General features: G+C 72.2%; 23 protein-coding genes. 11 read left to right on the forward strand and 12 right to left on the reverse strand.

Translation table 11 applies throughout. The annotated features are described in order from the left end of the window. The first annotated feature begins 45 nt into the window (after positions 1-45). Complete coding sequence (locus tag ACI6PP_RS05735) at positions 46-1,116, forward strand: DNA polymerase domain-containing protein (RefSeq protein ID WP_421109866.1); 1,071 nt, start codon at positions 46-48, stop codon at positions 1,114-1,116. Positions 1,117-1,177: 61 nt separating this feature from the next. On the opposite strand, the gene ACI6PP_RS05740 is transcribed toward ACI6PP_RS05735, so the two are convergent. Next, positions 1,178-2,263: an ATP-dependent DNA ligase gene (locus ACI6PP_RS05740; RefSeq protein ID WP_421109868.1), complete on the reverse strand. Its 1,086-nt coding sequence runs from the start codon at positions 2,261-2,263 to the stop codon at positions 1,178-1,180. A 42-nt stretch (positions 2,264-2,305) separates the two neighbouring features. Here ACI6PP_RS05740 and ACI6PP_RS05745 point away from each other — a divergent pair, with 42 nt between their 5' ends. From ACI6PP_RS05745 to ACI6PP_RS05760, 4 genes are all read left to right on the forward strand, one after another. After that, positions 2,306-3,229: an ABC transporter ATP-binding protein gene (locus ACI6PP_RS05745; protein ID WP_421109869.1), complete on the forward strand. Its 924-nt coding sequence runs from the start codon at positions 2,306-2,308 to the stop codon at positions 3,227-3,229. Further along, positions 3,226-4,008 carry an ABC transporter permease gene (locus ACI6PP_RS05750; protein ID WP_421109870.1) on the forward strand — a complete coding sequence of 261 codons (783 nt, stop codon included), beginning with the start codon at positions 3,226-3,228 and terminating at the stop codon, positions 4,006-4,008. The genes ACI6PP_RS05745 and ACI6PP_RS05750 overlap by 4 nt, the downstream gene beginning before the upstream one ends. Continuing rightward, entirely contained in the window at positions 4,008-4,943 is a 936-nt protein-coding gene (locus ACI6PP_RS05755) for a COX15/CtaA family protein (protein WP_421109871.1), read from the forward strand. Before ACI6PP_RS05750 ends, ACI6PP_RS05755 begins: the two co-directional genes overlap by 1 nt. A 135-nt stretch (positions 4,944-5,078) precedes the next feature. Beyond that, positions 5,079-5,609 (forward strand): hypothetical protein, encoded by a 531-nt coding sequence (locus tag ACI6PP_RS05760; protein WP_421109873.1) that lies wholly within the window; start codon positions 5,079-5,081, stop codon positions 5,607-5,609. Positions 5,610-5,714: 105 nt separating this feature from the next. Here the strand turns inward: ACI6PP_RS05760 and ACI6PP_RS05765 are convergent, their stop codons facing one another. Next, positions 5,715-6,656: a heme o synthase gene (locus tag ACI6PP_RS05765; protein ID WP_421109973.1), complete on the reverse strand. Its 942-nt coding sequence runs from the start codon at positions 6,654-6,656 to the stop codon at positions 5,715-5,717. 178 nt (positions 6,657-6,834) lie between these two features. Between ACI6PP_RS05765 and tkt the strand changes: the two genes are divergently transcribed. From tkt to pgl, 6 genes are read left to right on the forward strand one after another with little or no spacing between them, the layout of a single operon-like run. Then, positions 6,835-9,036, forward strand: coding sequence for a transketolase (tkt, locus tag ACI6PP_RS05770; protein WP_421109974.1), 2,202 nt, complete (start codon positions 6,835-6,837; stop codon positions 9,034-9,036). A 28-nt stretch (positions 9,037-9,064) separates the two neighbouring features. Beyond that, complete coding sequence (tal, locus tag ACI6PP_RS05775; RefSeq protein ID WP_421109875.1) at positions 9,065-10,171, forward strand: transaldolase; 1,107 nt, start codon at positions 9,065-9,067, stop codon at positions 10,169-10,171. Next, positions 10,168-11,808, forward strand: coding sequence for a glucose-6-phosphate isomerase (locus ACI6PP_RS05780; protein WP_421109877.1), 1,641 nt, complete (start codon positions 10,168-10,170; stop codon positions 11,806-11,808). The genes tal and ACI6PP_RS05780 overlap by 4 nt, the downstream gene beginning before the upstream one ends. Then, positions 11,805-13,334, forward strand: a complete 1,530-nt coding sequence (gene zwf / locus ACI6PP_RS05785) for a glucose-6-phosphate dehydrogenase (RefSeq protein WP_421109879.1) — start codon at positions 11,805-11,807, stop codon at positions 13,332-13,334. The genes ACI6PP_RS05780 and zwf overlap by 4 nt, the downstream gene beginning before the upstream one ends. Positions 13,335-13,368: 34 nt before the next feature. Continuing rightward, complete coding sequence (locus ACI6PP_RS05790; protein ID WP_421109880.1) at positions 13,369-14,385, forward strand: glucose-6-phosphate dehydrogenase assembly protein OpcA; 1,017 nt, start codon at positions 13,369-13,371, stop codon at positions 14,383-14,385. Continuing rightward, positions 14,382-15,116 (forward strand): 6-phosphogluconolactonase, encoded by a 735-nt coding sequence (gene pgl / locus ACI6PP_RS05795; protein WP_421109882.1) that lies wholly within the window; start codon positions 14,382-14,384, stop codon positions 15,114-15,116. The genes ACI6PP_RS05790 and pgl overlap by 4 nt, the downstream gene beginning before the upstream one ends. Before the next feature lie 136 nt (positions 15,117-15,252). Here pgl and ACI6PP_RS05800 read toward each other — a convergent pair whose 3' ends face one another. From ACI6PP_RS05800 to ACI6PP_RS05845, 10 genes are all read right to left on the reverse strand, one after another. Then, positions 15,253-15,603 carry an RNA polymerase-binding protein RbpA gene (locus ACI6PP_RS05800; RefSeq protein WP_421109884.1) on the reverse strand — a complete coding sequence of 117 codons (351 nt, stop codon included), beginning with the start codon at positions 15,601-15,603 and terminating at the stop codon, positions 15,253-15,255. Between the two features lie 131 nt (positions 15,604-15,734). Then, complete coding sequence (gene secG, locus ACI6PP_RS05805) at positions 15,735-15,971, reverse strand: preprotein translocase subunit SecG (protein ID WP_421109976.1); 237 nt, start codon at positions 15,969-15,971, stop codon at positions 15,735-15,737. Between the two features lie 35 nt (positions 15,972-16,006). Beyond that, positions 16,007-16,816: a triose-phosphate isomerase gene (tpiA, locus tag ACI6PP_RS05810; protein ID WP_421109885.1), complete on the reverse strand. Its 810-nt coding sequence runs from the start codon at positions 16,814-16,816 to the stop codon at positions 16,007-16,009. Beyond that, complete coding sequence (locus tag ACI6PP_RS05815; protein ID WP_421109887.1) at positions 16,813-18,003, reverse strand: phosphoglycerate kinase; 1,191 nt, start codon at positions 18,001-18,003, stop codon at positions 16,813-16,815. Before ACI6PP_RS05815 ends, tpiA begins: the two co-directional genes overlap by 4 nt. A gap of 4 nt (positions 18,004-18,007) precedes the next feature. Further along, positions 18,008-19,012, reverse strand: coding sequence for a type I glyceraldehyde-3-phosphate dehydrogenase (gene gap / locus ACI6PP_RS05820; protein ID WP_421109888.1), 1,005 nt, complete (start codon positions 19,010-19,012; stop codon positions 18,008-18,010). 117 nt (positions 19,013-19,129) lie between these two features. Beyond that, the gene (whiA, locus tag ACI6PP_RS05825; protein WP_421109889.1) at positions 19,130-20,113 is read right to left on the reverse strand and encodes a DNA-binding protein WhiA; all 984 of its coding nucleotides are present in this window, start codon (positions 20,111-20,113) and stop codon (positions 19,130-19,132) included. A gap of 62 nt (positions 20,114-20,175) precedes the next feature. After that, positions 20,176-21,150 (reverse strand): gluconeogenesis factor YvcK family protein, encoded by a 975-nt coding sequence (locus ACI6PP_RS05830; protein WP_421109890.1) that lies wholly within the window; start codon positions 21,148-21,150, stop codon positions 20,176-20,178. Next, positions 21,150-22,013, reverse strand: a complete 864-nt coding sequence (gene rapZ, locus ACI6PP_RS05835; protein ID WP_421109891.1) for an RNase adapter RapZ — start codon at positions 22,011-22,013, stop codon at positions 21,150-21,152. Before rapZ ends, ACI6PP_RS05830 begins: the two co-directional genes overlap by 1 nt. Beyond that, entirely contained in the window at positions 22,010-24,031 is a 2,022-nt protein-coding gene (gene uvrC / locus ACI6PP_RS05840) for an excinuclease ABC subunit UvrC (protein ID WP_421109893.1), read from the reverse strand. Before uvrC ends, rapZ begins: the two co-directional genes overlap by 4 nt. A 101-nt stretch (positions 24,032-24,132) precedes the next feature. After that, the gene (locus ACI6PP_RS05845; protein WP_421109895.1) at positions 24,133-24,645 is read right to left on the reverse strand and encodes a Rieske (2Fe-2S) protein; all 513 of its coding nucleotides are present in this window, start codon (positions 24,643-24,645) and stop codon (positions 24,133-24,135) included. Positions 24,646-24,658 lie beyond the last annotated feature (13 nt).

Raw genomic sequence — 24,658 nt, forward strand, 5'->3', positions numbered from 1 at the left:
CGCCGCCTCCTGCCCTGCGGGGCCTCACGGGCCTAGGCTGCCGCCATGGCATCCCCCGCGGTGGAGATCGAGGCAGGGCACCAGAGCCTGCGCGTGTCGAACCCCGACCGGGTGATCTTCCCGGCCACCGAGACCGTCGCCGAGGTCACCAAGCTGATGGTGGTCGAGTACTACCTCGCCGTCGGCGACGGCATCATGCGGGCGCTGCGCGAGCGACCCACCACGCTCGAGCGCTGGCCCAAGGGCGTGCTGCCCGACATCGTCATGTCCACGCGGATGGACCACGGCGGCGACGCGTTCTACCAGAAGCGCATCCCGCGCGGCGCCCCTCCGTACGTCGAGACGGCTCGCATCGCGTTCCCGTCCGGACGCCACGCCGACGAGGTGTGCCCCACCGAGGTCGCCGTGCCCGCGTGGGCCGCGCAGATGGGCACCGTGACGTTCCACCCGTGGCCGGTGCGCCGGGCCGACGTCGACCACCCCGACGAGCTGCGCATCGACCTCGACCCCCAGCCCGGCACCGACTTCTCCGACGCCGTGCGCGTGGCCGGCGTCGCCCGCGAGCTGCTGTCCGACCTCGGCATGGTCGGGTTCCCCAAGACGAGCGGCAACCGCGGCGTCCACATGTACGTCCGCATCGAGCCGCGCTGGACGTTCACCGACGTGCGCCACGCCGCCATCGCGTTCGGACGCGAGCTGGAGCGCCGCACGCACGGCGTCACCACCAAGTGGTGGAAGGAGGAGCGCGGCGAGACGATCTTCGTCGACTACAACCAGAACGCCCGCGACCGCACCATCGCGTCGGCCTACAGCCTGCGCGCCAAGCCCGGTGCCCCCGTCTCCACGCCCGTCACCTGGGAGGAGCTCGAGACGATCACCGACCCCCGCGACTTCAACCTGCACACCGTGCCCGCCCGCTTCGCCGAGCTCGGCGACCTGCACGCCGCCATCGACGACGAGCACTACTCCCTCGAGCCGCTGCTCGAGATGTACGAGCGCGACGAGGCCGCCGGCGAGTCCGACATGCCCTACCCGCCGGACTACCCCAAGATGCCCGGCGAGCCGATGCGCGTCCAGCCGTCCAAGGCGCGCGCCAACAAGCCCGACCCCGACTGATCCCCGCGCTTGTCGGTGCCTGGTGATGTCGGGGCATCACCACGCACCGACAACTCCACGGTCAGGCGCCGAGGACCTCGTCCAGGTCGTAGCCGACGACCTCCTCGAGCTGGGTGTAGTCGCACGACTCGGGGTCGCGGTCGGGGCGCCAGCACTTGAACTGCGCGGTGTGGCGGAACCGGGTGCCCTCCATGTGCTCGTAGCCCACCTCGGCGACGCGGACGGGCGCGAGCGGCGTGAACGACAGGTCCTTGCCGGCGCTCCAGCGGCTCTGCGCGCCGGGCATCCGGTTGCCGCCGGTGTCCTCCTGGGCCCACTGCGCCCACGGGTGCTCCTCCACGGGCACCTCCAGGGGGCTGAGCTCGTCGAGCAGCTCGGCGCGGCGCGTGGCGGTGAACGACGCCGCGACGCCCACGTGCTGCAGCTGCCCGGACGCGTCGTGCAGGCCGAGCAGCATCGAGCCGAGCAGCGGACGCTCCGGCGTCGACGTCTTGTGCAGGCGGTACCCGGCGACGACGACGTCGGCGGTGCGGGCGTGCTTGATCTTGCTCATCGTGCGAGCGTTCGGCGCGTAGGGCGCCGCGAGCGGCTTGGCCACCACGCCGTCGAGCCCGGCACCCTCGAACTGCTCGAACCATCGGCGCGCGACGTCGGCGTCGTGGCTCAGCGGCGTGAGGTGCACCGGCGGGTGGGCCGACGACAGCGCCTGCTCCAGCCGGGCCCGGCGCTCCGCGAACGGCACGTCGAGCAGCGACACGTCCCCCTCGGCCAGCAGGTCGAACGCGACGAACGACGCCGGCGTCTGCTCGCTCAGCATCGTCACGCGCGAGACCGCCGGGTGGATGCGCTCCTGCAGCCGCTCGAACTCCAGCCGTCCGTCCATCGCGACGACGATCTCGCCGTCGAGCACGCACCGCTCGGGCACGTTGGCGACGATCGCCTCGACCACCTCGGGGAAGTACCGGGTGAGCGGACGGGTGTTGCGGCTGGCGAGCTCGACCTCGTCGCCGTCGCGGAACACGATGCAGCGGAACCCGTCCCACTTGGGCTCGTAGGCCAGGCCGCCGTCGACGGAGTCGGCCGCGGGCACGCCCTTCACCGAGCGCGCGAGCATGGGCTTGACGGGCGGCATCACCGGCAGCTGCATGCGCCGACGGTACCTTCGCCGCACCCCATCTACGATGGACCGGTGGTCACCCCCGCCGTCGAGATCTCCGGCCTCGTCATGCGCTACGGCGGCACGGCCGCCGTCGACGGGTTGTCCCTGGAGGTCCGCCCCGGCACGGTGACCGCGGTGCTCGGCCCCAACGGCGCCGGCAAGACCACCACGGTCGAGACCTGCGAGGGCTACCGCCGCCCGCACGACGGCGTCGTCCGCGTCCTCGGCCTCGACCCGTTCCGCGACGGGCGGCAGCTGCGTCCGCGGGTCGGCGTGATGCTGCAGGACGGCGGGTCCTGGTCCGGCGCCCACGCGCACGAGATGCTGCGGCACGTCGCGTCGCTGCACGCCCACCCGGTCGACCCCGGTGCCCTGATCGAGCGCCTCGGACTCGGGTCGTGCGGCAGGACGCCGTACCGACGCCTCTCCGGCGGACAGCGCCAGCGGCTCGGCCTCGCGATGGCGATCGTCGGACGCCCCGAGCTGGTCTTCCTCGACGAGCCCACCGCCGGCCTGGACCCGCAGGCCCGCCGCGCCACGTGGGACCTCGTCGACGAGCTGCGCGAGTCCGGCGTCACCGTCGTGCTCACCACGCACTACATGGACGAGGCCGAGCGCCTCGCCGACCACGTGCACGTCCTCGACCACGGACGCCTGATCGCGTCCGGCTCCCCCGCGCAGCTCACCAGCGAGGGCGCCGAGAACACCATCCGATTCTCCGCCCGCTCCGGCCTCGACGTCGGCAGCCTGATGTCGGCGCTGCCCGTCGGCACCAAGGTGGTCGAGTCGGTGCCCGGCGCGTACGTCGTCACCGGCGACGTCGACCCCGGCCTGCTCGCCACCCTGACGGCCTGGTGCGCGTCGCACGGCGTCATGGCCGACCACCTCGCGGTCGAGCGCCGCACCCTCGAGGACGTCTTCCTCGAGCTCACCGGACGGGAGCTGCGCGGATGACCACCCCGCTCGACCTGCGGCCCGCCCCCGGCGCCGCGCCGCTCGGCACGATGATCCTGCGCCAGGCGGTGATGGAGACCCGGCTGCTGCTCCGCAACGGCGAGCAGGTGCTGCTGGCGCTCGTCATCCCGCTGCTGGTGCTCGTCGCGGGCACCGAGTCCGACCGCGTCGTGGACCTCGGCTCGGGCCGTCCGATCGACGTCATCACGCCCGGGGTGCTCGCTCTCGCAGTCATGTCGACGTCGTTCACCTCGCTCGCGATCGCGACGGGGTTCGAGCGCCGCTCCAACGTGCTCAAGCGCCTCGGCGCGTCGCCGCTCCCCCGCGTCGGGCTCCTCGCGGGCAAGATCGGCGCGGTCGTCGCGGTGCAGGTCGTCCAGCTGACGGTGCTCTGCGTGGCCGCGCTGCTGCTCGGCTGGGACCCGCAGGGCGGCGCCGGCGCGTTCGGCGGGGCGCTGCTGCTCGTCGTGCTCGGCACCGCCGCCTTCGGCGCGCTCGGCCTGCTGATGGCCGGCACCCTGCGCGCCGAGGCCACGCTCGCCCTGGCCAACCTCGTGTACGTGCTCCTGCTCGTCGGCGGCGCGGTGCTCGTGCCCGTCGACCGCTACCCGTCCTTCGTCCAGCCCCTCACCACGCTGCTGCCCTCGGGCGCGCTCGGCGAGGGCCTGCGCGCCTGCTTCGACGGACGCGGCCCCGGTGCCGCGGCCGTCGTCGTCCTCCTCGTCTGGGCCGGCGTCGCGTCGGCCGGCGTCGCCCGCACCTTCCGTTGGGACTCCTGATGTCCGCGCTCGCCGACGCCGTCGCGTCGCCCACCCGCCGCACCGTCGTCCGCTGGGCGTGGGCGTCGGTGATCGCCAACACCGTGATCATCCTGACCGGCGGCGCCGTGCGCCTCACCGCGTCGGGCCTCGGCTGCCCCACCTGGCCGCGCTGCACCGACGAGGCCTTCACGCCCCACGCGGCGCTCGGGATGCACGGCGTCATCGAGTTCGGCAACCGGATGCTCACCTACGTGCTGGTCGCCATCGCCATCGGGACCTGGGTGGCGGTGCTGCGCAGCACGTCCAAGGGCGACCGGTCGCGGCTGGTCGCGACGCTCCTGCTGCTCGGCATCCCGGCCCAGGGCCTGCTCGGCGGCGTCACCGTGCTCACCGACCTGAACCCGTGGATCGTCGCGCTGCACCTGATGCTGTCGATGGCGCTCGTCATGGGCTCCACGCTGCTGCTGTCGCGCGTGGCCGGCTGGCGCGCCGACGCCGTCCCCGTCGGGGCCCGCCGCCTCGTCGCCGTCACCTGGGCGATGCTCTGGGTGGTGCTCTACCTCGGCACCGTCGTCACCGGCAGCGGACCGCACGCCGGCGACGTCGACGCGCCGCGCAACGGCCTCGACCCCGCCACCTGGAGCCACGTGCACGCGTTCAGCGTCTACGTCCTGGTGGGCCTGACGGTGCTCGCGGCGTGGTCCCTGCGCCGGGCCGGTGCGGCCGCCGCGTCCCGTGCCGCCGTCGTGCTGCTGGGCGTCGAGCTGGCCCAGGGGCTGATCGGGTTCGTGCAGTACTTCACCGACCTGCCGATCGTGCTCGTGTGGTTCCACCTGCTCGGCGCCTCGCTGCTCGCGGCCTTCGCCACGCGCCTGCTACTCCTCACCGGCACCCCGCACCCCGATGCCCCCGCCGTCCCCCGGCTCGACGCCGCCACCACCTCCACCCGCTGACCGTTCCGCCCGAGTTGTCGGTGGCTCAGGGGCCTGTAGGCCTCTCAGGCACCGACAACTTCGGGGGTTCGGGCCCGCGCACGCCCTTCGAGCCGCGACGATGACGTCGGCACACCGGCGACCTCGGAGGACGACGTGCACCCCAGCTCGGAGCAGGACGGGTCGACGGACGCGCCGACGTCGGACGCCTTCTCGTCTGACGCCTGGTCGTCCGACCCGTTCGGGTCGAGCACCTCGCCGACGTCCTCCACGACCTTCGACCACCACAGCGTCATCCGGCCGATGGGGTGGCACCGGCCGCGCCGCAGCGCGCCTCTGCCGCGCACCCCGGCGGGCTGGGTGGCGTGGGCCGTCGGCGTCGGTGTCTCGCTCCTCGTGGCCGGAGCGATCTACGCGTCGAACGGCGGCACCGACGGCGGAGCGCCCGACGTCGGACCCGTCGCCCCCGGCCTGGTCCGGACGGAGGCGGCTGCGGCGTGCGGTGTCGCGACGTCCGCCGTCTCCGACCCGTCCAGCTGGGAGCACGGCGACGCCGAGTCGTTCATGGGCGACAGCGAGATGGTCTTCTACGACGTCCCCGTGGACGACGGGTCGGCCACCGCGACGGTCATGCTCGAGAACTACGGCGACGGCTGGCAGAGCGCCGGCGGCGACTGCGCCCGCTGAGCCCGTCGACGTCCGCCTTCTTCAACGCATCAGCGTCTGATGCGTTGGACGACTCGGACCTCGACCCCCACTCGGTGCCTCCGACCGGGCCGGAGGCAGGCCGCGTCAGCGCAGGAGGGCGTCGACAGCGGCGGCGACGAAGAGCAGCGACAGGTACGCGTTGGACCAGTGGAACAGGCGCATGGGCTTGAGCACCGACAGCTCGCTGCTGACGGCGGCGCGGCGCTTGAGCAGGTGCGCCTCGACGAGGAACACGGCACCGAGGACGACGGCCGCGACCGGGTAGACGTAGCCGGTGGGGGCCAGCGGCCACAGCAGCAGCGACGTCGCGACCATCACCCAGGAGTAGGCGATGATCTTGCTCGCCACGACGGTGGCCGGCGCGATCGACGGCAGCATCGGCACGTCGGCGGCGGCGTAGTCCTCGCGGTAGCGGATCGCCAGCGACCAGAAGTGCGGCGGCGTCCAGAAGAAGACCACCATGAAGAGCACGACGGGCGCCCAGGCGAGCGAGTCGGTGACGGCCGTCCAGCCGATCAGGGCCGGGAAGCAGCCGGCCGCGCCGCCCCAGACGATGTTCTGCGACGTGCGCCGCTTGAGCAGCATCGTGTAGCCGACGACGTAGAAGACGTTGGCCGCGAGCGCGAGACCGGCGGAGAGCCAGTTGACCAGGAAGCCGAGCCACAGGGTAGAGACGACGCCCAGCACCAGGCCGAAGACCAGCGCCGAGCGGCCGGTGACCGCGTGCCGCGGCAGCGGACGACGTCGGGTGCGGCGCATCTGCTGGTCGATGTCGGCGTCGAACACGCAGTTCAGCGCGTTGGCCGAGCCGGCCGACAGGGTCCCGCCGACGATCGTCGCGACGACGAGCCACAGCGGCGGCACGCCCTGGGCGGCGATGAACATAACCGGCACCGTCGTGAGCAGCAGCAGCTCGATGATGCGGGGCTTGGTCAGCATCACGTAGGCGGACACGACGTCGGCGACCCGAGGACGGGAGGTCCCGCCGGTGGTCCCCCGACCGGAACGGGCGGTGCTGCGGTCCAACGAGGTCACTCCACGAGTCTAGGTGGTGCCGGACGGGCTCCGCACGCGGCCCTGAGGCCGCCGGGTCCTTTCACGAGTAGGGTCGAGACGCGTGGGTCGACTGGCGTCGGGACGTCGGCCGAGGCAGACTGGTACCGAGATATTGTCAATACGACCAATAGGAGACGCCGAAGTGACCATCGATGCGAACCAGGAGCGCCCCGCGCTCGAGTGGACCGACCTCGACCGGCGTGCGGTCGACACCGTCCGCACCCTCGCGATGGACGCCGTGGAGAAGGTCGGCAACGGCCACCCCGGCACCGCGGTGAGCCTCGCTCCCGTGGCGTACCTGATCTACAACAAGCTGATGAAGCACGACCCGGCCGACTCGCACTGGCTGGCGCGCGACCGCTTCGTCCTCTCCTGCGGTCACTCGAGCCTCACGCAGTACATCCAGCTCTACCTGACCGGGTACGGCCTCGAGCTCGACGACCTCAAGTCGCTGCGCACCTGGGGCAGCCTGACGCCGGGTCACCCCGAGTACGCCCACACCGACGGCGTCGAGGTCACCACCGGCCCGCTCGGCCAGGGCGTCGGCAACGCGGTCGGCATGGCCATGGCCGCGCGCCGCCTGCACGGCCTGCTGGACGCCGACAAGCCGCTCGGCTCGAGCATCTTCGACCACCACGTCTACGCGATCGCGTCCGACGGCGACCTCGAGGAGGGCGTCTCGGCCGAGGCGTCCTCGCTCGCGGGCACCCAGCAGCTCGGCAACCTCACGCTGCTCTACGACGACAACAAGATCTCGATCGAGGACGACACCTCGGTGGCGTTCAACGAGGACGTCGCCGCGCGCTACGCCGCCTACGGCTGGCACGTCCAGACGATCGACTGGACCAACGACGGCACGGGCTACGAGGAGGACGTGCAGGCGCTGTACGACGCCTACGTCGCCGCCGAGAAGGTCACCGACAAGCCCAGCTTCATCCAGCTGCGCACGATCATCGCGTGGCCCACCCCCGACGCCCAGGGCACCGGCGGCTCGCACGGCTCGGCGCTCGGCGCCGACGAGATTGCCTCCACCAAGAAGATCCTCGGCGTCGACCCCGACAAGACGTTCGACGTCGCCGACGACGTCATCGCCCACACCCGCAAGGCCCTCGAGCGCGGCGCCGAGGCGCACAGCGCCTGGACCGCCGAGAAGGACGCCTGGGCCTCGTCGAACCCCGAGGGCGCGGCCCTGATGGACCGCCTGCTCGCCCGCAAGCTGCCCGACGGCTGGGCCGACGCGCTGCCGACGTTCGACGCCGACCCCAAGGGCGTCGCCACCCGCGCCGCCTCGGGCGAGGTGCTCAGCGCGATCGCACCGCTGCTGCCCGAGCTGTGGGGCGGCTCGGCCGACCTCGCTGGCTCGAACAACACCACCCCCAAGGGCCAGCCGTCGTTCCTGCCGCCGGAGCACTCGTCCAAGAAGTTCGAGGGCGACTGGTTCGGCCGCGTGCTGCACTTCGGCATCCGCGAGCACGCGATGGGCGCCGTGATGAACGGCATCGCACTGCACAGCCCCACCCGCGTCTACGGCGGCACCTTCCTGGTGTTCTCCGACTACATGCGCCCCTCGGTCCGCCTCGCGGCCCTGATGGAGATCCCGGTCACCTACGTGTGGACGCACGACTCCATCGGCCTCGGTGAGGACGGCCCCACGCACCAGCCGATCGAGCACCTCGCCGCGCTGCGCGCGATCCCCGGCCTCGACGTCGTGCGCCCCGCCGACGGCAACGAGACCGTCGCGGCCTGGAAGACCATCCTCGAGACGACGAACCGCCCGGCCGGCCTGGCGCTCAGCCGCCAGAACCTGCCCACGTTCCCCCGGGGCGAGCAGGGTTTCGCGTCCGCCGACGGCGTGGGCCGCGGCGGCTACGTCCTGATCGACGCCGACGGCGAGCCCGACGTCGTCCTCGTGGGCACCGGCTCGGAGGTCCAGCTCGCCGTCCAGGCGCGCGAGACCCTCGCCGCCGAGGGCATCAAGGCGCGCGTCGTCTCGATGCCGTGTCGCGAGTGGTTCGACGCCCAGGACGCCGAGTACCGCGACTCGGTGATCCCGCCGAGCCTGCGCGCCCGCGTCTCGGTCGAGGCGGGCATCGCCCAGGGCTGGCGCGAGGTGGTCGGCGACGCCGGCCGCATCGTCGCGATCGAGCACTTCGGTGCCTCGGCCGACTACGCCAAGCTCTACGACGCCTTCGGCATCACGTCGGACGCCGTGGCCCAGGCCGCGCGCGACTCGATCGCCGAGGCCGCCCGCATCGGCGGCACCGGCGTCTCGGTCCACGCACGTCCGTCCGGCCCCGTCGGCCCCGGTGACAACCCGGACTCCGCCGGCAGCGGCACGCCCGGACACTGACCACTCCCACCTCCCAGGAGGAACAGCTATGAACGACCGTCTCCGCGCCCTGTCCAACCAGGGTGTCTCCATCTGGCTCGACGACCTCTCCCGCGAGCGGATCGCCTCGGGCAACCTCGACGACCTCGTGCAGCGCCACGAGGTCGTGGGGGTCACCACGAACCCGACGATCTTCGCCTCGGCGCTCTCCAACGGCGAGCGCTACAACGAGCAGGTCGCCCAGCTCGCCGCCGCCGGTGCCGACGTCGACACCGCGATCTTCGAGATCACCACCACCGACGTCCGCGACGCCGCGCACGTGCTGCGCCCGGTCTTCGACCGCACCGACGGCGCCGACGGCCGCGTCTCGATCGAGGTCGAGCCGGGCATGGCCCGCAAGACCGACGAGACCATCGCCGAGGCCCAGCGCCTGTGGGACAAGGTCGGCGAGCAGAACGTGCTGATCAAGATCCCCGCCACCGAGGAGGGCCTGCCGGCCATCGCCGCGACGATCGCCCGCGGCATCAGCGTCAACGTCACGCTGATCTTCTCGCTCGACCGCTACAAGGGCGTCATGGACGCCTACCTGTACGGGCTCGAGCAGGCCGACGCCGAGGGCCGCGACCTGTCCAAGATCCACTCGGTCGCGTCGTTCTTCGTCAGCCGCGTGGACGGCGAGATCGACAAGCGGCTCGACGCCCTCGGCACCGACGAGGCGACCGCGCTCAAGGGTCGCGCCGCCGTCGCCAACGCCCGCCTGGCCTACGAGCTGTACGAGAAGACCTTCGCCTCCGAGCGCTTCGCGGCGCTCGAGGCCAAGGGCGCCAACCGCCAGCGCCCGCTGTGGGCGTCGACGGGCGTCAAGAACCCCGACTACAAGGACACGATGTACGTGTCCGACCTCGTCGTGGCCAACACCGTCAACACGATGCCCGAGAAGACGCTCGAGGCCGTCGCCGACCACGGCGAGGTCACCGGCGACACCGTCACCGGCACCTACGACGAGGCCCGCGCCACGCTCGACGCGATCGAGCACCTCGGCATCAAGTACGACGACGTCGTCGCCGTGCTCGAGGACGAGGGCCTGGACAAGTTCGACGTCTCCTGGGGCGAGCTGCAGGAGACGGTGAAGGCCGAGCTGGAGAAGGCCAAGTGACCGACCGCACGAGCACCGAGGGCGAGGCCTTCGGGTTGCGCGTCGAGGTCCACGACGAGTCCGCGTTCGCGGCGGCGCTCGACGAGCTGGTCGGCGAGCGCTTCGCCAGCCGGCTCGTCGCGCGCGACGCCACCCTGTGGGGACCGGACGCCGAGGACGAGGCGTCCAAGCGCCTGTCGTGGGTCGATCTGCACGAGTCGTCGCGCCCGCTGGTCTCCGAGGTCGAGGACCTCCGCCGCGACCTCACCGGCCGCGGCATCGACCACGTCGTCCTGTGCGGCATGGGCGGCTCCTCGCTCGCACCCGAGGTGATCTGCAAGGCCGCCGGCGTCGAGCTCACGGTGCTCGACTCCTCCGACCCCGACTACGTCCGCGCGGCGATCGCCGACCGGCTCGAGAGCACCGTCGTGGTGGTCTCCAGCAAGTCCGGCGGCACCGTCGAGACCGACAGCCAGCGCCGCGCGTACGAGCAGGCGTTCACCGACGCCGGCCTCGACCCGGTCGACCACGTCGTGGTCGTGACCGACCCGGGCTCGCCGCTGGAGGAGACCGCCGAGAAGGCCGGCTACCGCGTCTTCAGCGCCGACCCCGAGGTGGGTGGACGCTACTCGGCGCTCACCGCGTTCGGCCTCGTGCCGAGCGGGCTGGCCGGTGCCGACATCGGGGCCCTGCTCGACCAGGCCGCCTCGATCGCGCCGGCGCTCGCGTCCGACGACGCCGAGAACCCGGGCCTGCGGCTCGGCGCGGCGCTCGGCGTGGCCAACCGTGCGGGCGTCGACAAGCTCGTCCTCGCCGAGGTCGACTCCGGCCTTCCGGGCCTGGGCGACTGGATCGAGCAGCTCGTCGCGGAGTCCACCGGCAAGCAGGGCCGCGGCATCCTGCCGGTCGTCGTGGAGTCCACCACCGCGACGAACTTCGACCCCAGCAGCGCCGACGAGGTCCTCGTGACCTTCGGGCCGGGCGACGTCTTCGTCGAGGTGCCGGCCGCGTCCGGCTACAGCGCCACCGTCGACGCGAAGCTCGGCGCAGCCATGCTGCTGTGGGAGCACGCCACCGTCGTCGCGGGCCGCCTGATCGGGATCAACCCGTTCGACCAGCCCGACGTCGAGAGCGCCAAGCAGGCCGCCCGCGACATGCTCGGCGGCGACGCCGCGTCGCCCACCGCCGCGTTCACCGACGCCGGCGTCACGGTGTACGACACCGGCGAGTGGCTGCCCGAGGAGGTCTCCACGACCGCCGAGGCCGTCGGCGCGCTGCTCGACCACCTCGACCCCGAGCACGGCTACGTCGCGGTGCAGGTCTACACCGACCGCGCGCGCGACGCGTCGTTCGCGAAGGTCCGCAAGACCCTCGCCGCCAAGACGGGGCGTCCGGTCACGTTCGGCTGGGGTCCGCGGTTCCTGCACTCCACCGGCCAGTACCACAAGGGCGGCCCCGACACGGGCGTCTACCTGCAGGTCACGGCCGACCCGAGCCAGGACCTCGCCGTCCCCGGTCGCGAGTTCACCTTCGGCACGTTCATCACCGCCCAGGCGGTCGGCGACGGCTCGGTGCTCGCCGACAAGGGCCGTCCGGTGCTGCGCCTGCACCTCGCCGACGCGTCCGGCCTCACCACCGTGGAGGAGCTCCTCTCGTGACCTCGCACGTCAACCCGCTGCGCGATCCCCAGGACCGACGGCTCCCGCGCATCGCGGGGCCGTCGAGCCTGGTGCTGTTCGGCGTGACGGGCGACCTGGCCCGCAAGAAGCTGATCCCGGCGGTGTACGACCTCGCCAACCGCGGGCTCCTGCCGCCGGGCTTCTCGCTCGTGGGGTTCGCCCGGCGTGACTGGGAGGACCAGGACTTCGCCAAGATCGTGCACGACGCCGCCAAGGAGCACGCGCGGACGCCGTTCCGCGAGGAGGTCTGGGACCAGCTCTCCGAGGGCATGCGGTTCGTCTCGGGCTCGTTCGACGACGACGAGGCCTTCGAGCGTCTCGCCGAGACGATCAAGCTGCTCGACGCCGAGCGCGGCACCGGCGGCAACCACGCGTTCTACCTGTCGATCCCGCCGAGCGCCTTCCCCGTGGTCGTGGGCCAGCTCAAGGAGCACGGGCTCGCGCAGGCCGAGGGCGACTCGTGGCGCCGCGTCATCATCGAGAAGCCGTTCGGTCACGACCTGACGAGCGCCCAGGAGCTGAACTCGATCGTCTCGGAGGTCTTCGACCGCGAGTCGGTGTTCCGCATCGACCACTACCTGGGCAAGGAGACCGTCCAGAACATCCTGGCGTTCCGCTTCGCCAACGGGATGTTCGAGCCGGTCTGGAACAGCCACCACATCGACCACGTGCAGATCACCATGGCCGAGGACATCGGCATCGGCGGCCGTGCGGGGTACTACGACGGCATCGGCGCGGCGCGCGACGTCATCCAGAACCACCTGCTGCAGCTGATGGCGCTGGTGGCGATGGAGGAGCCGGTCTCGTTCAACGCCTACAGCCTGCGCATCGAGAAGCAGAAGGTGCTGGCCAAGACCAAGCCCGCCGACGACCTCGACGTCCACACCGCCCGCGGCCAGTACGCCGAGGGCTGGGCCGGCGGCGAGAAGGTGATCGGCTACCACCAGGAGTCCGACATCCCGGCGTCCTCGACCACCGAGACGTTCGCCGCGGTGCGCCTGGAGGTGCAGACGCGGCGCTGGGCCGGCGTCCCGTTCTACCTGCGCACCGGCAAGCGCCTGGGCCGCCGCGTCACCGAGGTGGCCGTGGTGTTCAAGCGGGCGCCGCACCTGCCGTTCAGCAAGACCGCCACCGAGGAGCTCGGCGAGAACGCGCTCGTCATGCGCATCCAGCCCGACGAGGGCGTCACGCTGCGCTTCGGCGCCAAGGTGCCCGGCACTGCGATGGAGATCCGCGACGTCAACATGGACTTCGCCTACGGCGGCGCGTTCGTCGAGTCGAGCCCCGAGGCGTACGAGCGGCTGATCCTCGACGTGCTGCTCGGCGAGCCGCCGCTGTTCCCGCAGCACGAGGAGGTCGAGCTGGCCTGGGAGATCCTCGACCCCGTCATCGAGCACTGGGACGCCTCCAGCACCCCGCCCGAGCAGTACCCGTCGGGCACCTGGGGGCCGGCCAGCGCCGACGAGATGCTCGCCCGCGACGGCCGCGCGTGGCGACGCCCGTGACCGCCCCGATCGCCCTGACCGACGGAGGGACGCGATGAAGACCGACCTGACCGACACCAACGCCAGTGAGGTGGCCGCGGCGCTCGTGCGCGCGCGCCGCGCCGTCGGCAGCCCGGCGATGGGCATGGTGCTCACGCTCGTCGTGGTCACCGACGACGCGCACTCCTACGACGCGATGCGCGCCGCCGCCGCGATCTCGAGCGAGCACCCCGCCCGTGTGCTCGGCGTGATCCGCCGCTCCGGACGCGGGGCCGCGGGCCTCGACGCCCAGGTGCGGATCGGCAACGGCTCCGGCGAGGCCGTGCTGCTGCGGCTGCGCGGCGAGCTGACCCAGCACGCCGAGTCCGTCGTCCTGCCGCTGCTGCTGCCCGACTCCCCCGTGGTCGTCTGGTGGCCCGGCGAGGCGCCCGACGACGCGGCCGCCGACCCGCTCGGCGCCATCGCGCAGCGCCGCCTCACCGACGCCGCGGCGGGACGCTCCAAGTCCCGCTCGCTGCTCACGGCCGCCCGCAGCTACACCGCGGGCGACACGGACCTGGCCTGGACGCGTCTGACCCCGTGGCGGGCCCTGCTCGCCGCGGCGCTCGACCAGACCGACGCCCCCGTCACCGGCGGCTCGATCACCGCCGAGCGCGGCAACCCGAGCGCCACCCTGATGCGGGCGTGGCTCGAGAGCCGCCTCGGCGTCGACATCGCGCTCAAGACGTCCGGCGGCCCCGGCCTCACCGACGTCCGGCTGACCACGGCCCGCGGTGACGTCGCCCTGGTGCGTCCCGACGGCACGAGCGCGACGTTCGTCCTGCCCGGCGAGGCCGACCGCCCCGTGGCGCTGCACCGCCGGTCGCTGCCCGAGCTGCTGGCCGAGGACCTGCGACGCCTCGACGAGGACGACATCTACGCCGCCACCGTGCGTCACCTCGCGGCGCAGGAGAGCGCGCGCACGCGTCCGCGTCCGTCCACGAAGAAGAAGACGGCCGCCGAGAAGCACACCGCCAGCCCCAAGCCCCAGGCCTCGAAGGAACCGGCCGCGTCGAAGGAGAACCGCGCGTGAGCGAGCCCACCACCGTCGTCAGCACCGACAAGGACGCGCTGGCGGCGGAGGTGTCGCGGCGTCTGGTCGACCTCGTCGAGGACGTGCAGGCCGCGGGCGGCATCCCGTCGGTCGTGCTGACGGGCGGCACCATCGCCGACGTCCTGCACCGCCGCGTCGCCCAGGACTCCGCGTCCACGGGCGTCGCGTGGGCCGACGTCGACCTGTGGTGGGGTGACGAGCGCTGGCTGCGCATGGGCGACCCCGAGCGCAACGAGCAGCAGGCCCGTGACGCGTTCCTCGACGCCGTCGGCGCCGACGGCCGCGTGCGCGCGGTGGCCTACGACGACGGCGTCATCACCGTCGAGCAGGCGGCCGACGCCTACGCCGCCGAGCTCGCAGCGGCGTCCGACGACGGCGTCAGCCCGGTGTTCGACGTCGTCATGCTCGGCGTGGGCGACGACGGCCACGTGGCCTCGCTCTTCCCGCACCACCCCGGCCTCGACGTCACGGGCGTCGCGGTGACCGCGGTGTTCGACTCCCCCAAGCCGCCGCCGACGCGCGTCAGCATGACGTTCGAGACCCTGAACAAGGCCAGGCACGTCTGGTTCCTGGTGTCCGGCGAGGGCAAGGCCGCGGCCGTCGCGCGTGCGCTGGCCGGCGACGACGTGGCCGGAACTCCCGCCAACGGCGTCCGCGGCACCGAGTCCACCACCTGGTTCCTCGACCCCGGCTCCGCCTCGCAGCTCTGAGACTCAGGTAGTCGCCGTCACCAGGTTCCTGCGGGGGCTGGCGCCCGGCTGGCAAGGCGCGGACGGCGAAGCTGGGCCGGGTTTGCCCTGCGAGCCGGTCGCGACGCCGCCAGGCGGGATGCCAGGGCCCGCAGGATCAGAAGACGATCTCGCCGGACTTGCGCTTCGAACGGAGCTGGGCGAGGGCCTCGGTGAGGATCTCGGCGGCCTCGTCGTCGGAGCGGCGCTCCTTCACGTAGGCGAGGTGCGTCTTGTACGGCTCGATGCGCTGGGCCGCGGGGAGGTTGGTGTGGTCGTTGCTGGCCGGGAGGCCGCAGCGGGGGCAGTCCCACTCGTCGGGCGAGGTCGCCTCGAGCGCGAAGCTCAGCTCGGTCTCGTGGCCGTGGGCGCAGAAGTAGGTGACGACCTTGCGGGGCGCAGCCTCGCCGCGCTCGGCCTCGCCCATCGGGCCGGAGCCGATACGGCTTCCACGGATGGCACTGGACACGCAGGACTCCTCGACGACGGGGTTGAGGGGACGTCGGCCCCTCGTGGCAGGCACATCATAAGCGGGCACGTGCCCGCGGCGTCCAGGGCTCACCGAGCCGTGGACGCCGGGGCGTGCCGGGGTGGCTCAGGTCAGCTGCTGACCTTGAGCAGGAGCGCGAGCGCGACGATGCAGACGCCCCAGATGACGGCGGTGCCGACGGTGAGGCGGTCGAGGTTGCGCTCGGCCACGGACGAACCGCCGAGGCTGCTCGACACGCCGCCGCCGAACATGTCGGACAGTCCGCCACCGCGACCCTTGTGCATGAGCACCAGGACGATGAGCAGGACGCTCGACAGCACGAGCAGGATCGAGAAAGCGGTGATGATCACGCCGGGTCAGCCTCGGGGTTCGTCGGGTCCGGTCAGTTTCCGGACAGGTCGGGCATGTCGTAGAACCGGCAGATGCCTGCGAACTCCTCCGCCTGGAGGCTCGCACCGCCGACCAGGGCGCCGTCCACGTCGGGCTTCGCCATGATCGAGGCGATGTTGGCCGCCTTGACCGATCCTCCGTACAGGATACGCACAGCGTCGGCCGCCTCCGCGGAGACGGTCTCGGCGATGCGGGCCCGGATCGCGCCGCACACCTCCTGCGCGTCGTCGGGGGTGGCGACCTCGCCGGTGCCGATGGCCCAGACGGGCTCGTAGGCGATGACGAGGCCCGCGACCTTGTCGGCCGCGATGCCCGAGAGGGCGCCGTCGACCTGCGCGAGCGTGTACGAGACCTGGTCGCCGGCCTGACGGACCTCGAGGCCCTCGCCGACGCACACGATCGGGGTCATGCCGGCCTCGAGCGTCTTGGCCGTCTTGGTGTTGACGGTGGCGTCGTCCTCGCCGTGGTACTCGCGGCGCTCGGAGTGACCGACGACGACGTACGAGACGCCGAGCTTGCTCAGCATGGCCGCCGAGATCTCGCCGGTGTAGGCGCCGCCGTCGTGCGTGGAGACGTCCTGCGCGCCGTACTTGAGCTCGAGCTTGTCGCCGTCGACGAGCGTCTGGACGCTGCGCAGGTCGGTGAACGGCGGGACGACGACGACCTCGGCCTTGGCGTGGTCGTGCTTCTTGTCCGACAGGGTCCAGGCGAGCTTCTGCACCAGGACCACCGCCTCCTGGTGGTTCAGGTTGCTCTTCCAGTTGCCCGCCATGAGCGGGGTGCGTGTCGTGGACACGGTCATCCTTCCAGGATCGCGATGCCGGGCAGGGTCTTGCCCTCGAGGAGCTCCAGGCTGGCGCCGCCTCCGGTGGAGATGTGGCCGAACTGGTCGTCGTCGAAGCCGAGGGTGCGCACGGCCGCGGCCGAGTCTCCGCCCCCGACGACGGACAGGCCGTCGACCTCGGTGAGTGCCTGCGCCACGGCCTTGGTGCCGGCGGCGAACGCCTCCATCTCGAACACGCCCATGGGGCCGTTCCAGAACACGGTGCGCGCACCGCGGATGACGTCGGCGAACGCCGCGGCCGAGTCGGGGCCGATGTCCAGGCCCAGCTGGTCGGCGGGGATCGCGTCGGCGGCGACGGTCGTGGCGGGAGCGTCGGCCTTGAACTCCGGCGCGACCACGATGTCGGTGGGCAGGACGATCTTCACGCCCTTGGCCTCGGCGTCGGCGAGGTAGCCGCGGACGGTGTCGAGCTGGTCCTGCTCGAGCAGCGACTTGCCCACCTCGTGCCCCTGCGCGGCGAGGAAGGTGAAGACCATCCCGCCGCCGATGAGCAGCGCGTCGGCCTTGCCGAGCAGGTTGTCGATGACGCCGAGCTTGTCGGAGACCTTGGAGCCGCCGAGCACGACCACGTAGGGACGCTCGGGGTCGTCGGTGAGGCGGCGCAGCACCTCGAGCTCGGTCTGGACGAGCCCACCGACGGCCGCCGGCAGCAGCGTGGCGACGTCGTAGACGCTGGCCTGCTTGCGGTGCACGACGCCGAAGCCGTCGGACACGAACGCGTCGGCCAGCGCGGCCAGCTGCTCGGCGAACGCGCGGCGCTCGCCGTCGTCCTTGCTGGTCTCGCCTGCGTTGAAGCGGACGTTCTCGAGGACGGCGACCTGGCCGTCCTCGAGGGTGTCGACGGTGGCGCGCGCGGAGTCGCCGACGGTGTCGGTGGCGAACGCGACGTCGGTGTCGAGCAGCTCGCCCAGGCGCCGGGCGACCGGCGCGAGGGAGTACTGCGGGTCGGGCTCGCCCTTGGGGCGGCCCAGGTGCGCGGTCACGACGACCCGGGCACCCGCGTCGGCGAGACGGCGGATGGTCGGGACGCTCGCGCGCACCCGTCCGTCGTCGGTGATGGCGCCGTCGGACAGCGGCACGTTCAGGTCGCTGCGGACCAGGACGCGCTTGCCGCGCAGGTCACCCAGGTCGTCGAGGGTCCTCATCGCGTCAGAGCGAAGCGCCGACGAGGGCGACGAGGTCCGATAGGCGGTTGGAGTAGCCCCACTCGTTGTCGTACCAGCCGACGACCTTGACCTGGTCGCCGATGACCTTGGTCAGGCCCGAGTCGAAGATGCACGACGCCGGGTCGGTGACGATGTCCGAGGAGACGATGGGGTCCTCGGTGTAGACGAGGTAGCCCTTCATGGCGCCCTCGGCGGCAGCCTTCACCGCGGCGTTGACCTCCTCGACGCTGGTCTCGCGCGAGGCGGTGAAGGTGAGGTCGGTGGCCGAGCCGGTGGGCACGGGCACGCGCAGCGCGTAGCCGTCGAGCTTGCCCTTGAGCTCGGGGAGCACCAGGCCGATCGCCTTGGCGGCACCGGTCGACGTCGGGACGACGTTGAGCGCGGCGGCGCGGGCGCGACGCAGGTCCTTGTGGGGGGCGTCCTGCAGGTTCTGGTCGGCGGTGTAGGCGTGGATCGTGGTCATCAGGCCACGGACGATGCCGACCGAGTCGTTGAGCGCCTTGGCCATGGGGGCCAGGCAGTTCGTGGTGCACGACGCGTTCGAGATGATGTGGTGCGAGGCGGGGTCGTAGTCGCCGTCGTTGACACCCATGACGACGGTGAAGTCGTCGTTGCTGGCGGGCGCGGAGATGATGACCTTCTTGGCGCCGGCGTCGAGGTGGGCCTTGGCCTTGGTGCCGTCGGTGAAGAAGCCGGTGGACTCGATGACGACGTCGACACCGAGGTCGCCCCAGCCGAGCTTGGCCGGGTCGCGCTCCTCGAGCGCCTTGATGACCTTGCCACCGACCGTGATGGTGCCCTCGTCGTAGGTGACGTCGGCGGGGAGACGGCCCAGGATCGAGTCGTACTTCAGCAGGGTGGCGAGCGTCTTGTTGTCCGTCAGGTCGTTGACGGCGACGATCTCGATGTCGGCGCCGGAAGCCTGGACGGCCCGGAAGAAGTTGCGGCCGATGCGGCCGAATCCGTTGATGCCTACGCGCACGGTCACGGGGAGAGCTCCTCGGTGGTGGGGGTGGTTGGCGTTACTGGCGTTCCGCCTGAACCTATGCCTTGCGTCACTCTACCGGTTACTGTCAGGTAGACGATAAGTAAGGCCCGAAGTTGCTCACGACTCCGCGAGCAGCTCCTCGGTCAGGCTGGCCTCGGTGTCGGGGATGCCGAGGTCCTTGGCCTTCTTGTCGGCCATCGCGAGCAGCCGGCGGATGCGCCCGGCGATCGCGTCCTTGGTGAGCGGCGGGACGTGCAGCTGCCCGAGCTCCTCGAGGCTGGCCTGCTTGTGGTCGACCCGCAGCTGACCGGCCATCTGAAGGTGGTCGGGCACGTCGGGGCCGAGGATCTCCAGGGCGCGTCCGACGCGGGCACCGGCGGCGACGGCCGCGCGGGCCGAGCGGCGCAGGTTGGCGTCGTCGAAGTTGGCCAGGCGGTTGGCGGTGGCCCGGACCTCGCGGCGCATGCGTCGCTCCTCCCACGCCAGCAGCGACTCGTGCGCGCCGAGGCGGGTCAGCAGGGCGCCGATGGCCTCGCCGTCGCGGATGACGACGCGGTCGACGCCGCGGACCTCGCGGGCCTTGGCCGAGATGCCCAGGCGACGGGCGGCGCCGACCATGGCGAGCGCGGCCTCGGGGCCGGGGCAGGTGATCTCGAGCGCGGACGAGCGGCCGGGCTCGGTGAGCGAGCCGTGGGCCAGGAACGCCCCGCGCCACGCGGCGACGGCGTCGCAGGAGGCGCCGGAGACGACCTGGGGCGGCAGGCCCCGGACGGGGCGGCCGCGGCCGTCGATCAGACCGGTCTGGCGCGCGAGCGCCTCACCGTCCTTGACGACGCGGACCACGTAGCGGGTGCCCTTGCGGATGCCCTGGCCCTGCACGACGTGGACCTCGCTGTCGTGGCCGTAGACCTCGGCGATGTCCTTGCGCAGACGGCGGGCGGCGGCCCCGGTGTCGAGGTCGGCCTCGACCACGATGCGTCCCGAGACGATGTGCAGGCCCCCGGCGAACCGCAGCGCCGACGACACCTCGGCCTTGCGGCAGCAGGACTTGGTGATCTGGGTGCCCGCGAGCTCCGCCTTGACCTGGGCCGTCATTGCCATGCGTCCATCCGCTCCGTCGACTCGCGGCGACGGATCCCCGCTCCCGAACGCCGTCGCACACTCTATGCCTGTTTGAGGATTTGTTCGAAGGCCCCGGCAAGTCTCAGGGGGTCGTGACGGGGGGTGCCGTCGGTGACGGCGAGGTTGGCCACCGTCACCTCGGCGCCGAGGGCCGCGGCGGCCGTGTCGAGCGCCACACGGTCGTCCACGACGCGGTGGTCGGCGAGCACGACGTCGAGCCGCAGGTCGGGTGCGTGCTCGGCCAGCACCTCCAGGTGCTTGGCGGCGCTGAACCCCGACGTCTCCCCCGGCTGCTCGGCCAGGTTGAGCACGACGGCCCGTCGCGCCGACGTCGCGTGCAACGCGTCGGACAGCTCGGGGACGAGCAGGTTGGGCAGCACGCTGGTGAACCACGAGCCCGGGCCGACGGTGACCCAGTCGGCCGTCAGGACGGCCTCGACCGCCTCGGGACAACCCGGAGGGTCGTGCGGGTCGAGGGCGACGGACAGGACGGTGCCGTCGGTGGACGCCACCTCGGACTGGCCGCGGACGCGCGTGGGGGCGGTGTCGCCGGGCAGCAGGATCTCGGCGGTGATGTCGAGGGGCACCGCGCTCATGGGCAGCACCCGGCCGCGCGCGCCGAGGAGCTCGCCGACGAGGTCGAGGCCGTCGACGTGGTCGCCGAGGAGGTCCCAGATGGCCACCATGAGCAGGTTGCCGACGGCGTGGCCGTGCAGCTCGCCCTCGCTGCTGAACCGGTGCTGGAGCACCCGGGCCCAGGTGCTCCCCCACTCGTCGTCGCCGCACAGCGCCGCGAGGGCCTGACGCAGGTCGCCCGGCGGCAGCACGCCGAGCTCGTCGCGGAGCCGGCCCGAGGAGCCGCCGTTGTCGGCGACGGTGACCACGGCGGTGATCTCGGTGCGCAGGTGCCGCAGCGCCGACAGCGTGGCCGACAGGCCGTGGCCGCCGCCGAGGGCGACGACCCGGGTGGCCGGGTGCCGGGTGGGCAGGGACAGCCGCCGCGTGCGGCGTGCCATCACTCGCGTCCGAGGTCGCGGTGGACCACGAGCGTGCGCAGCCCGCGCTTCTCCAGTCGCCCGGCCAGGCCCTCGCTCATGGCGACGCTGCGGTGCTTGCCACCGGTGCAGCCGATGGCGACGGACAGGAAGCGCTTGTTCTCGCGCAGGAACCCGGTGGTGACGGTGGCGAGGAGGTTCTCGTACTGCTCGAGGAACTGCTCGGCGCCGTCCTGGCTGCGGACGAACTCGCGGACGGGGTCGTCGCGGCCCGTCAGCGGGCGCAGCTCGGGCACCCAGAAGGGGTTGGGCAGGAAGCGGACGTCGGCCACCATCTCGGCGTCGACGGGGATGCCGTACTTGAAGCCGAACGAGACGACGTTGACGTGCAGGCGGCCGTCGTCGGCGCTGGCGAACACCGAGGTGACGCGGGCGTTGAGCTGGTTGACGTTGAGGTGGGTGGTGTCGACGACGACGTCGGCGCGGGCCCGCAGGCTGCTGAGCAGGGCGCGCTCGTTGACGAAGGCGTCCATCAGGCGGCCGCCGGCGCGCAGCGGGTGCGGGCGGCGCGCGGCCTCCTGGCGACGGACGAGCACCTCGTCGGCGGCCTCGAGGAACAGCACCTGCGGGCGCACCCAGTCGTTCTTGAGCGACTCCAGCGCCCCGGCCAGCGCCGCGAAGAGCTGGCGCGACCGGGCGTCGACGACGACGGCGACGCGCGAGGTGTCCTCGGCGCGGTCGAGGATCGTCAGCGTCTCGCCGAGCAGCTGCGGCGGGAGGTTGTCGACCACGAAGAAGCCGAGGTCCTCGAGCGCCTTGGCGGCGGTGCTGCGCCCGGCGCCGGTCATGCCGGTGACGAGCACCAGCTCGGTGATGGTGGTCATGCGCCGTCCTCGATGATCTCGCCCGTGGCGGTGTTGAACGCGGGCTCGGGCTCGGCCTCGCCCGGGCCCCTGACGTTGCTGGCACGGAGCGCGTCGACGACCGACTTGGCCGTGGTGGGCCCGAAGCCCGGAACCTCGCTGATCTCGTCGATGCTGGCCTTGCGGAGCTTCTTGAGCGAGCCGAACTCACGCATCAGCGCCTTGCGCTTGACCTGCCCGAGGCCGGGCACGTCGTCGAGGATGCTGTCGACCATCGACTTGGAGCGACGCTTGCGGTGGTGCGTGATGGCGAACCGGTGCGCCTCGTCGCGGACGCGCTGCAGCAGGTAGAGGCCCTCGGACGTGCGCGGCAGGATGACGGGGTCGTCCTCGCCGGGCACCCAGACCTCCTCCAGGCGCTTGGCCAAGCCGCACAGCGCGACGTCGGTGATGCCGACCTCGTCCATGGCGGCCTTCGCGGCCGCGACCTGCGGCGGACCGCCGTCGACGACGACCAGCGCCGGGGCGTACGAGAACTTGCGCGGGCGTCCGGTCTCGGGGTCGATGAGCGCCGGGACGTCCTGCTCGTCGGCGGCCGGCACCACGACGTCGGACGTGACGGCGGGCTCGGGCTCGTCGCTGCGCTCGGCGAGCATCCGGCGGAAGCGACGCGTGATGGTCTCGTGCATGGACGCGACGTCGTCCTGGCCGTCGACGCCCTTGATGACGAAACGGCGGTACTCACTCTTGCGCGGCAGACCGTCCTCGAAGACCACCATCGAGGCGACCACCTCGGTGCCCATGAGGTTGGAGACGTCGTAGCACTCGATGCGCAGCGGAGCGGCGGGCAGGTCGAGTGCCTCCTGGATCTCCTCCAGGGCGCGGCTGCGGGTGGTGAGGTCGCTGGCGCGCTTGGTCTTGTGGACGCTGAGCGCCTGCGACGCGTTGCGCTCGACGGTCTCCATCAGGCTGCGCTTGTCGCCACGCTGCGGGACGCGCAGCGAGACGCGGCCGCCGCGCTTGGACTCCAGCCACTGCTCGAGGGCGTGGTCGTCGTCGGGGACGACGGGGACGAGCACCTCGCGCGGCACGCCGTCGCCCTCCTCGCCGTCGTAGAGCTTGATCACGGCGCGCTCGACGAGGTCGCCGGTGCCGGCGTCGTCGACCTTGTCGGCCACCCAGCCGCGCTGGCCGCGGATGCGACCGCCGCGGACCGAGAAGATCTGCACCGCGACCTCGAGGGGGTCCTCGGTGAGGGCGATGACGTCGGCGTCCGTGCCGTCGCCGAGCACCACGGCGTTCTTCTCGAGCGCGCGGTTGAGGGCGCCGACGTCGTCGCGCAGGCGGGCGGCTCGCTCGTAGTCCTGCGCGTCGGACGCGGCGCGCATCTCGCGCTCGACCCGCTTGACGTAGGGGGTGGTGTTGCCGGCGACGAAGCCGCAGAAGTCGTCGACGATCTGCCGGTGCTCCTCGGCGCTGACCTTGCCCACGCAAGGGGCCGCGCATTTGCCGATGTAGCCCAGCAGGCAGGGCCGGCCGATCTGCTCGGCGCGCTTGAACACGCCGTTGGAGCACGAGCGCATGGGGAACACGCGCAGCAGGAGGTCCATCGTCTCGCGGATCGCCCAGGCGTGGCCGTACGGGCCGAAGTAGCGGGTGCCCTTGCGCTTGGCGCCGCGGATCACCATGACGCGCGGGTACTCCTCGCCCGTGGTGACGGCCATCCACGGGTAGGACTTGTCGTCGCGGTACTTGACGTTGAACCGCGGGTCGTACTGCTTGATCCAGGTGTACTCGAGCTGCAGCGCCTCGACCTCGGTGGAGACGACGGTCCAGTCGACGCGCGAGGCGGTCTTGACCATCGACTGCGTGCGGGGGTGCAGGTTGGCGATGTCCTGGAAGTACGAGGACAGCCGTGGGCGCAGCGACTTGGCCTTGCCCACGTAGATCACGTGGCCGTGCGGGTCGCTGAACCGGTACACCCCGGGGCTCTCGGGGATGGTGCCCGGAGCGGGTCTGTAGGTCGCCGGATCTGCCACTCCCCCAGCCTACGAGCCGCCGCCGACAGACGCGGGCCGGCAGCCCCCGTGAGGGGACCACCGGCCCGTGATCGCGGCGCTGGCCGCGTGCGGCTGTGCGATCAGCCCAGCGTGACGACGTCGTTGGCGACGGTGACGGGCTGCTCGGCGAGCGCCTGGCTGGCGGGGCCGGTGATGACCGAGCCGTCCTCGATCGAGAACTCGCTGTTGTGGCACTTGCAGACGATCGCGTTCTCGACGATCTCGCTCACCAGGCAGCCCTGGTGGGTGCAGACGGCGCTGAAGGCCTTGTAGGCGCCCTGCGTGGGCTGGGTGACGACGACCTTCTGCTCCTCGTAGATCTTGCCGCCGGCGACCTGGACCTCGCTGGCCGGGCCGAGCTCGGTGCCCGCGGGCGCGGCCGACGTCTCGCCGCCCCCGGACCCCGAGCCGGAGTCGCTCGACCCGCCGGAGCCGGTGTCGTCGGACCCGCCGCTGCAGGCGGCGAGGACGCCGACACCGCCGGCGGCGGCGACGCCCCGCAGGACGGTGCGGCGCGGGTGGAGGCGACGGACGGCGGTGCTGTCCGTGCTCTCGGGGATGTCGGTGCTGTCGGTGGGCGCGGTGCGCTCCATGGTCGTCTCCTCG

It is taken from the genome of Solicola agrisoli (assembly GCF_049059935.1).
In the GTDB taxonomy this organism is placed as follows: domain Bacteria; phylum Actinomycetota; class Actinomycetes; order Propionibacteriales; family Nocardioidaceae; genus JAURVT01.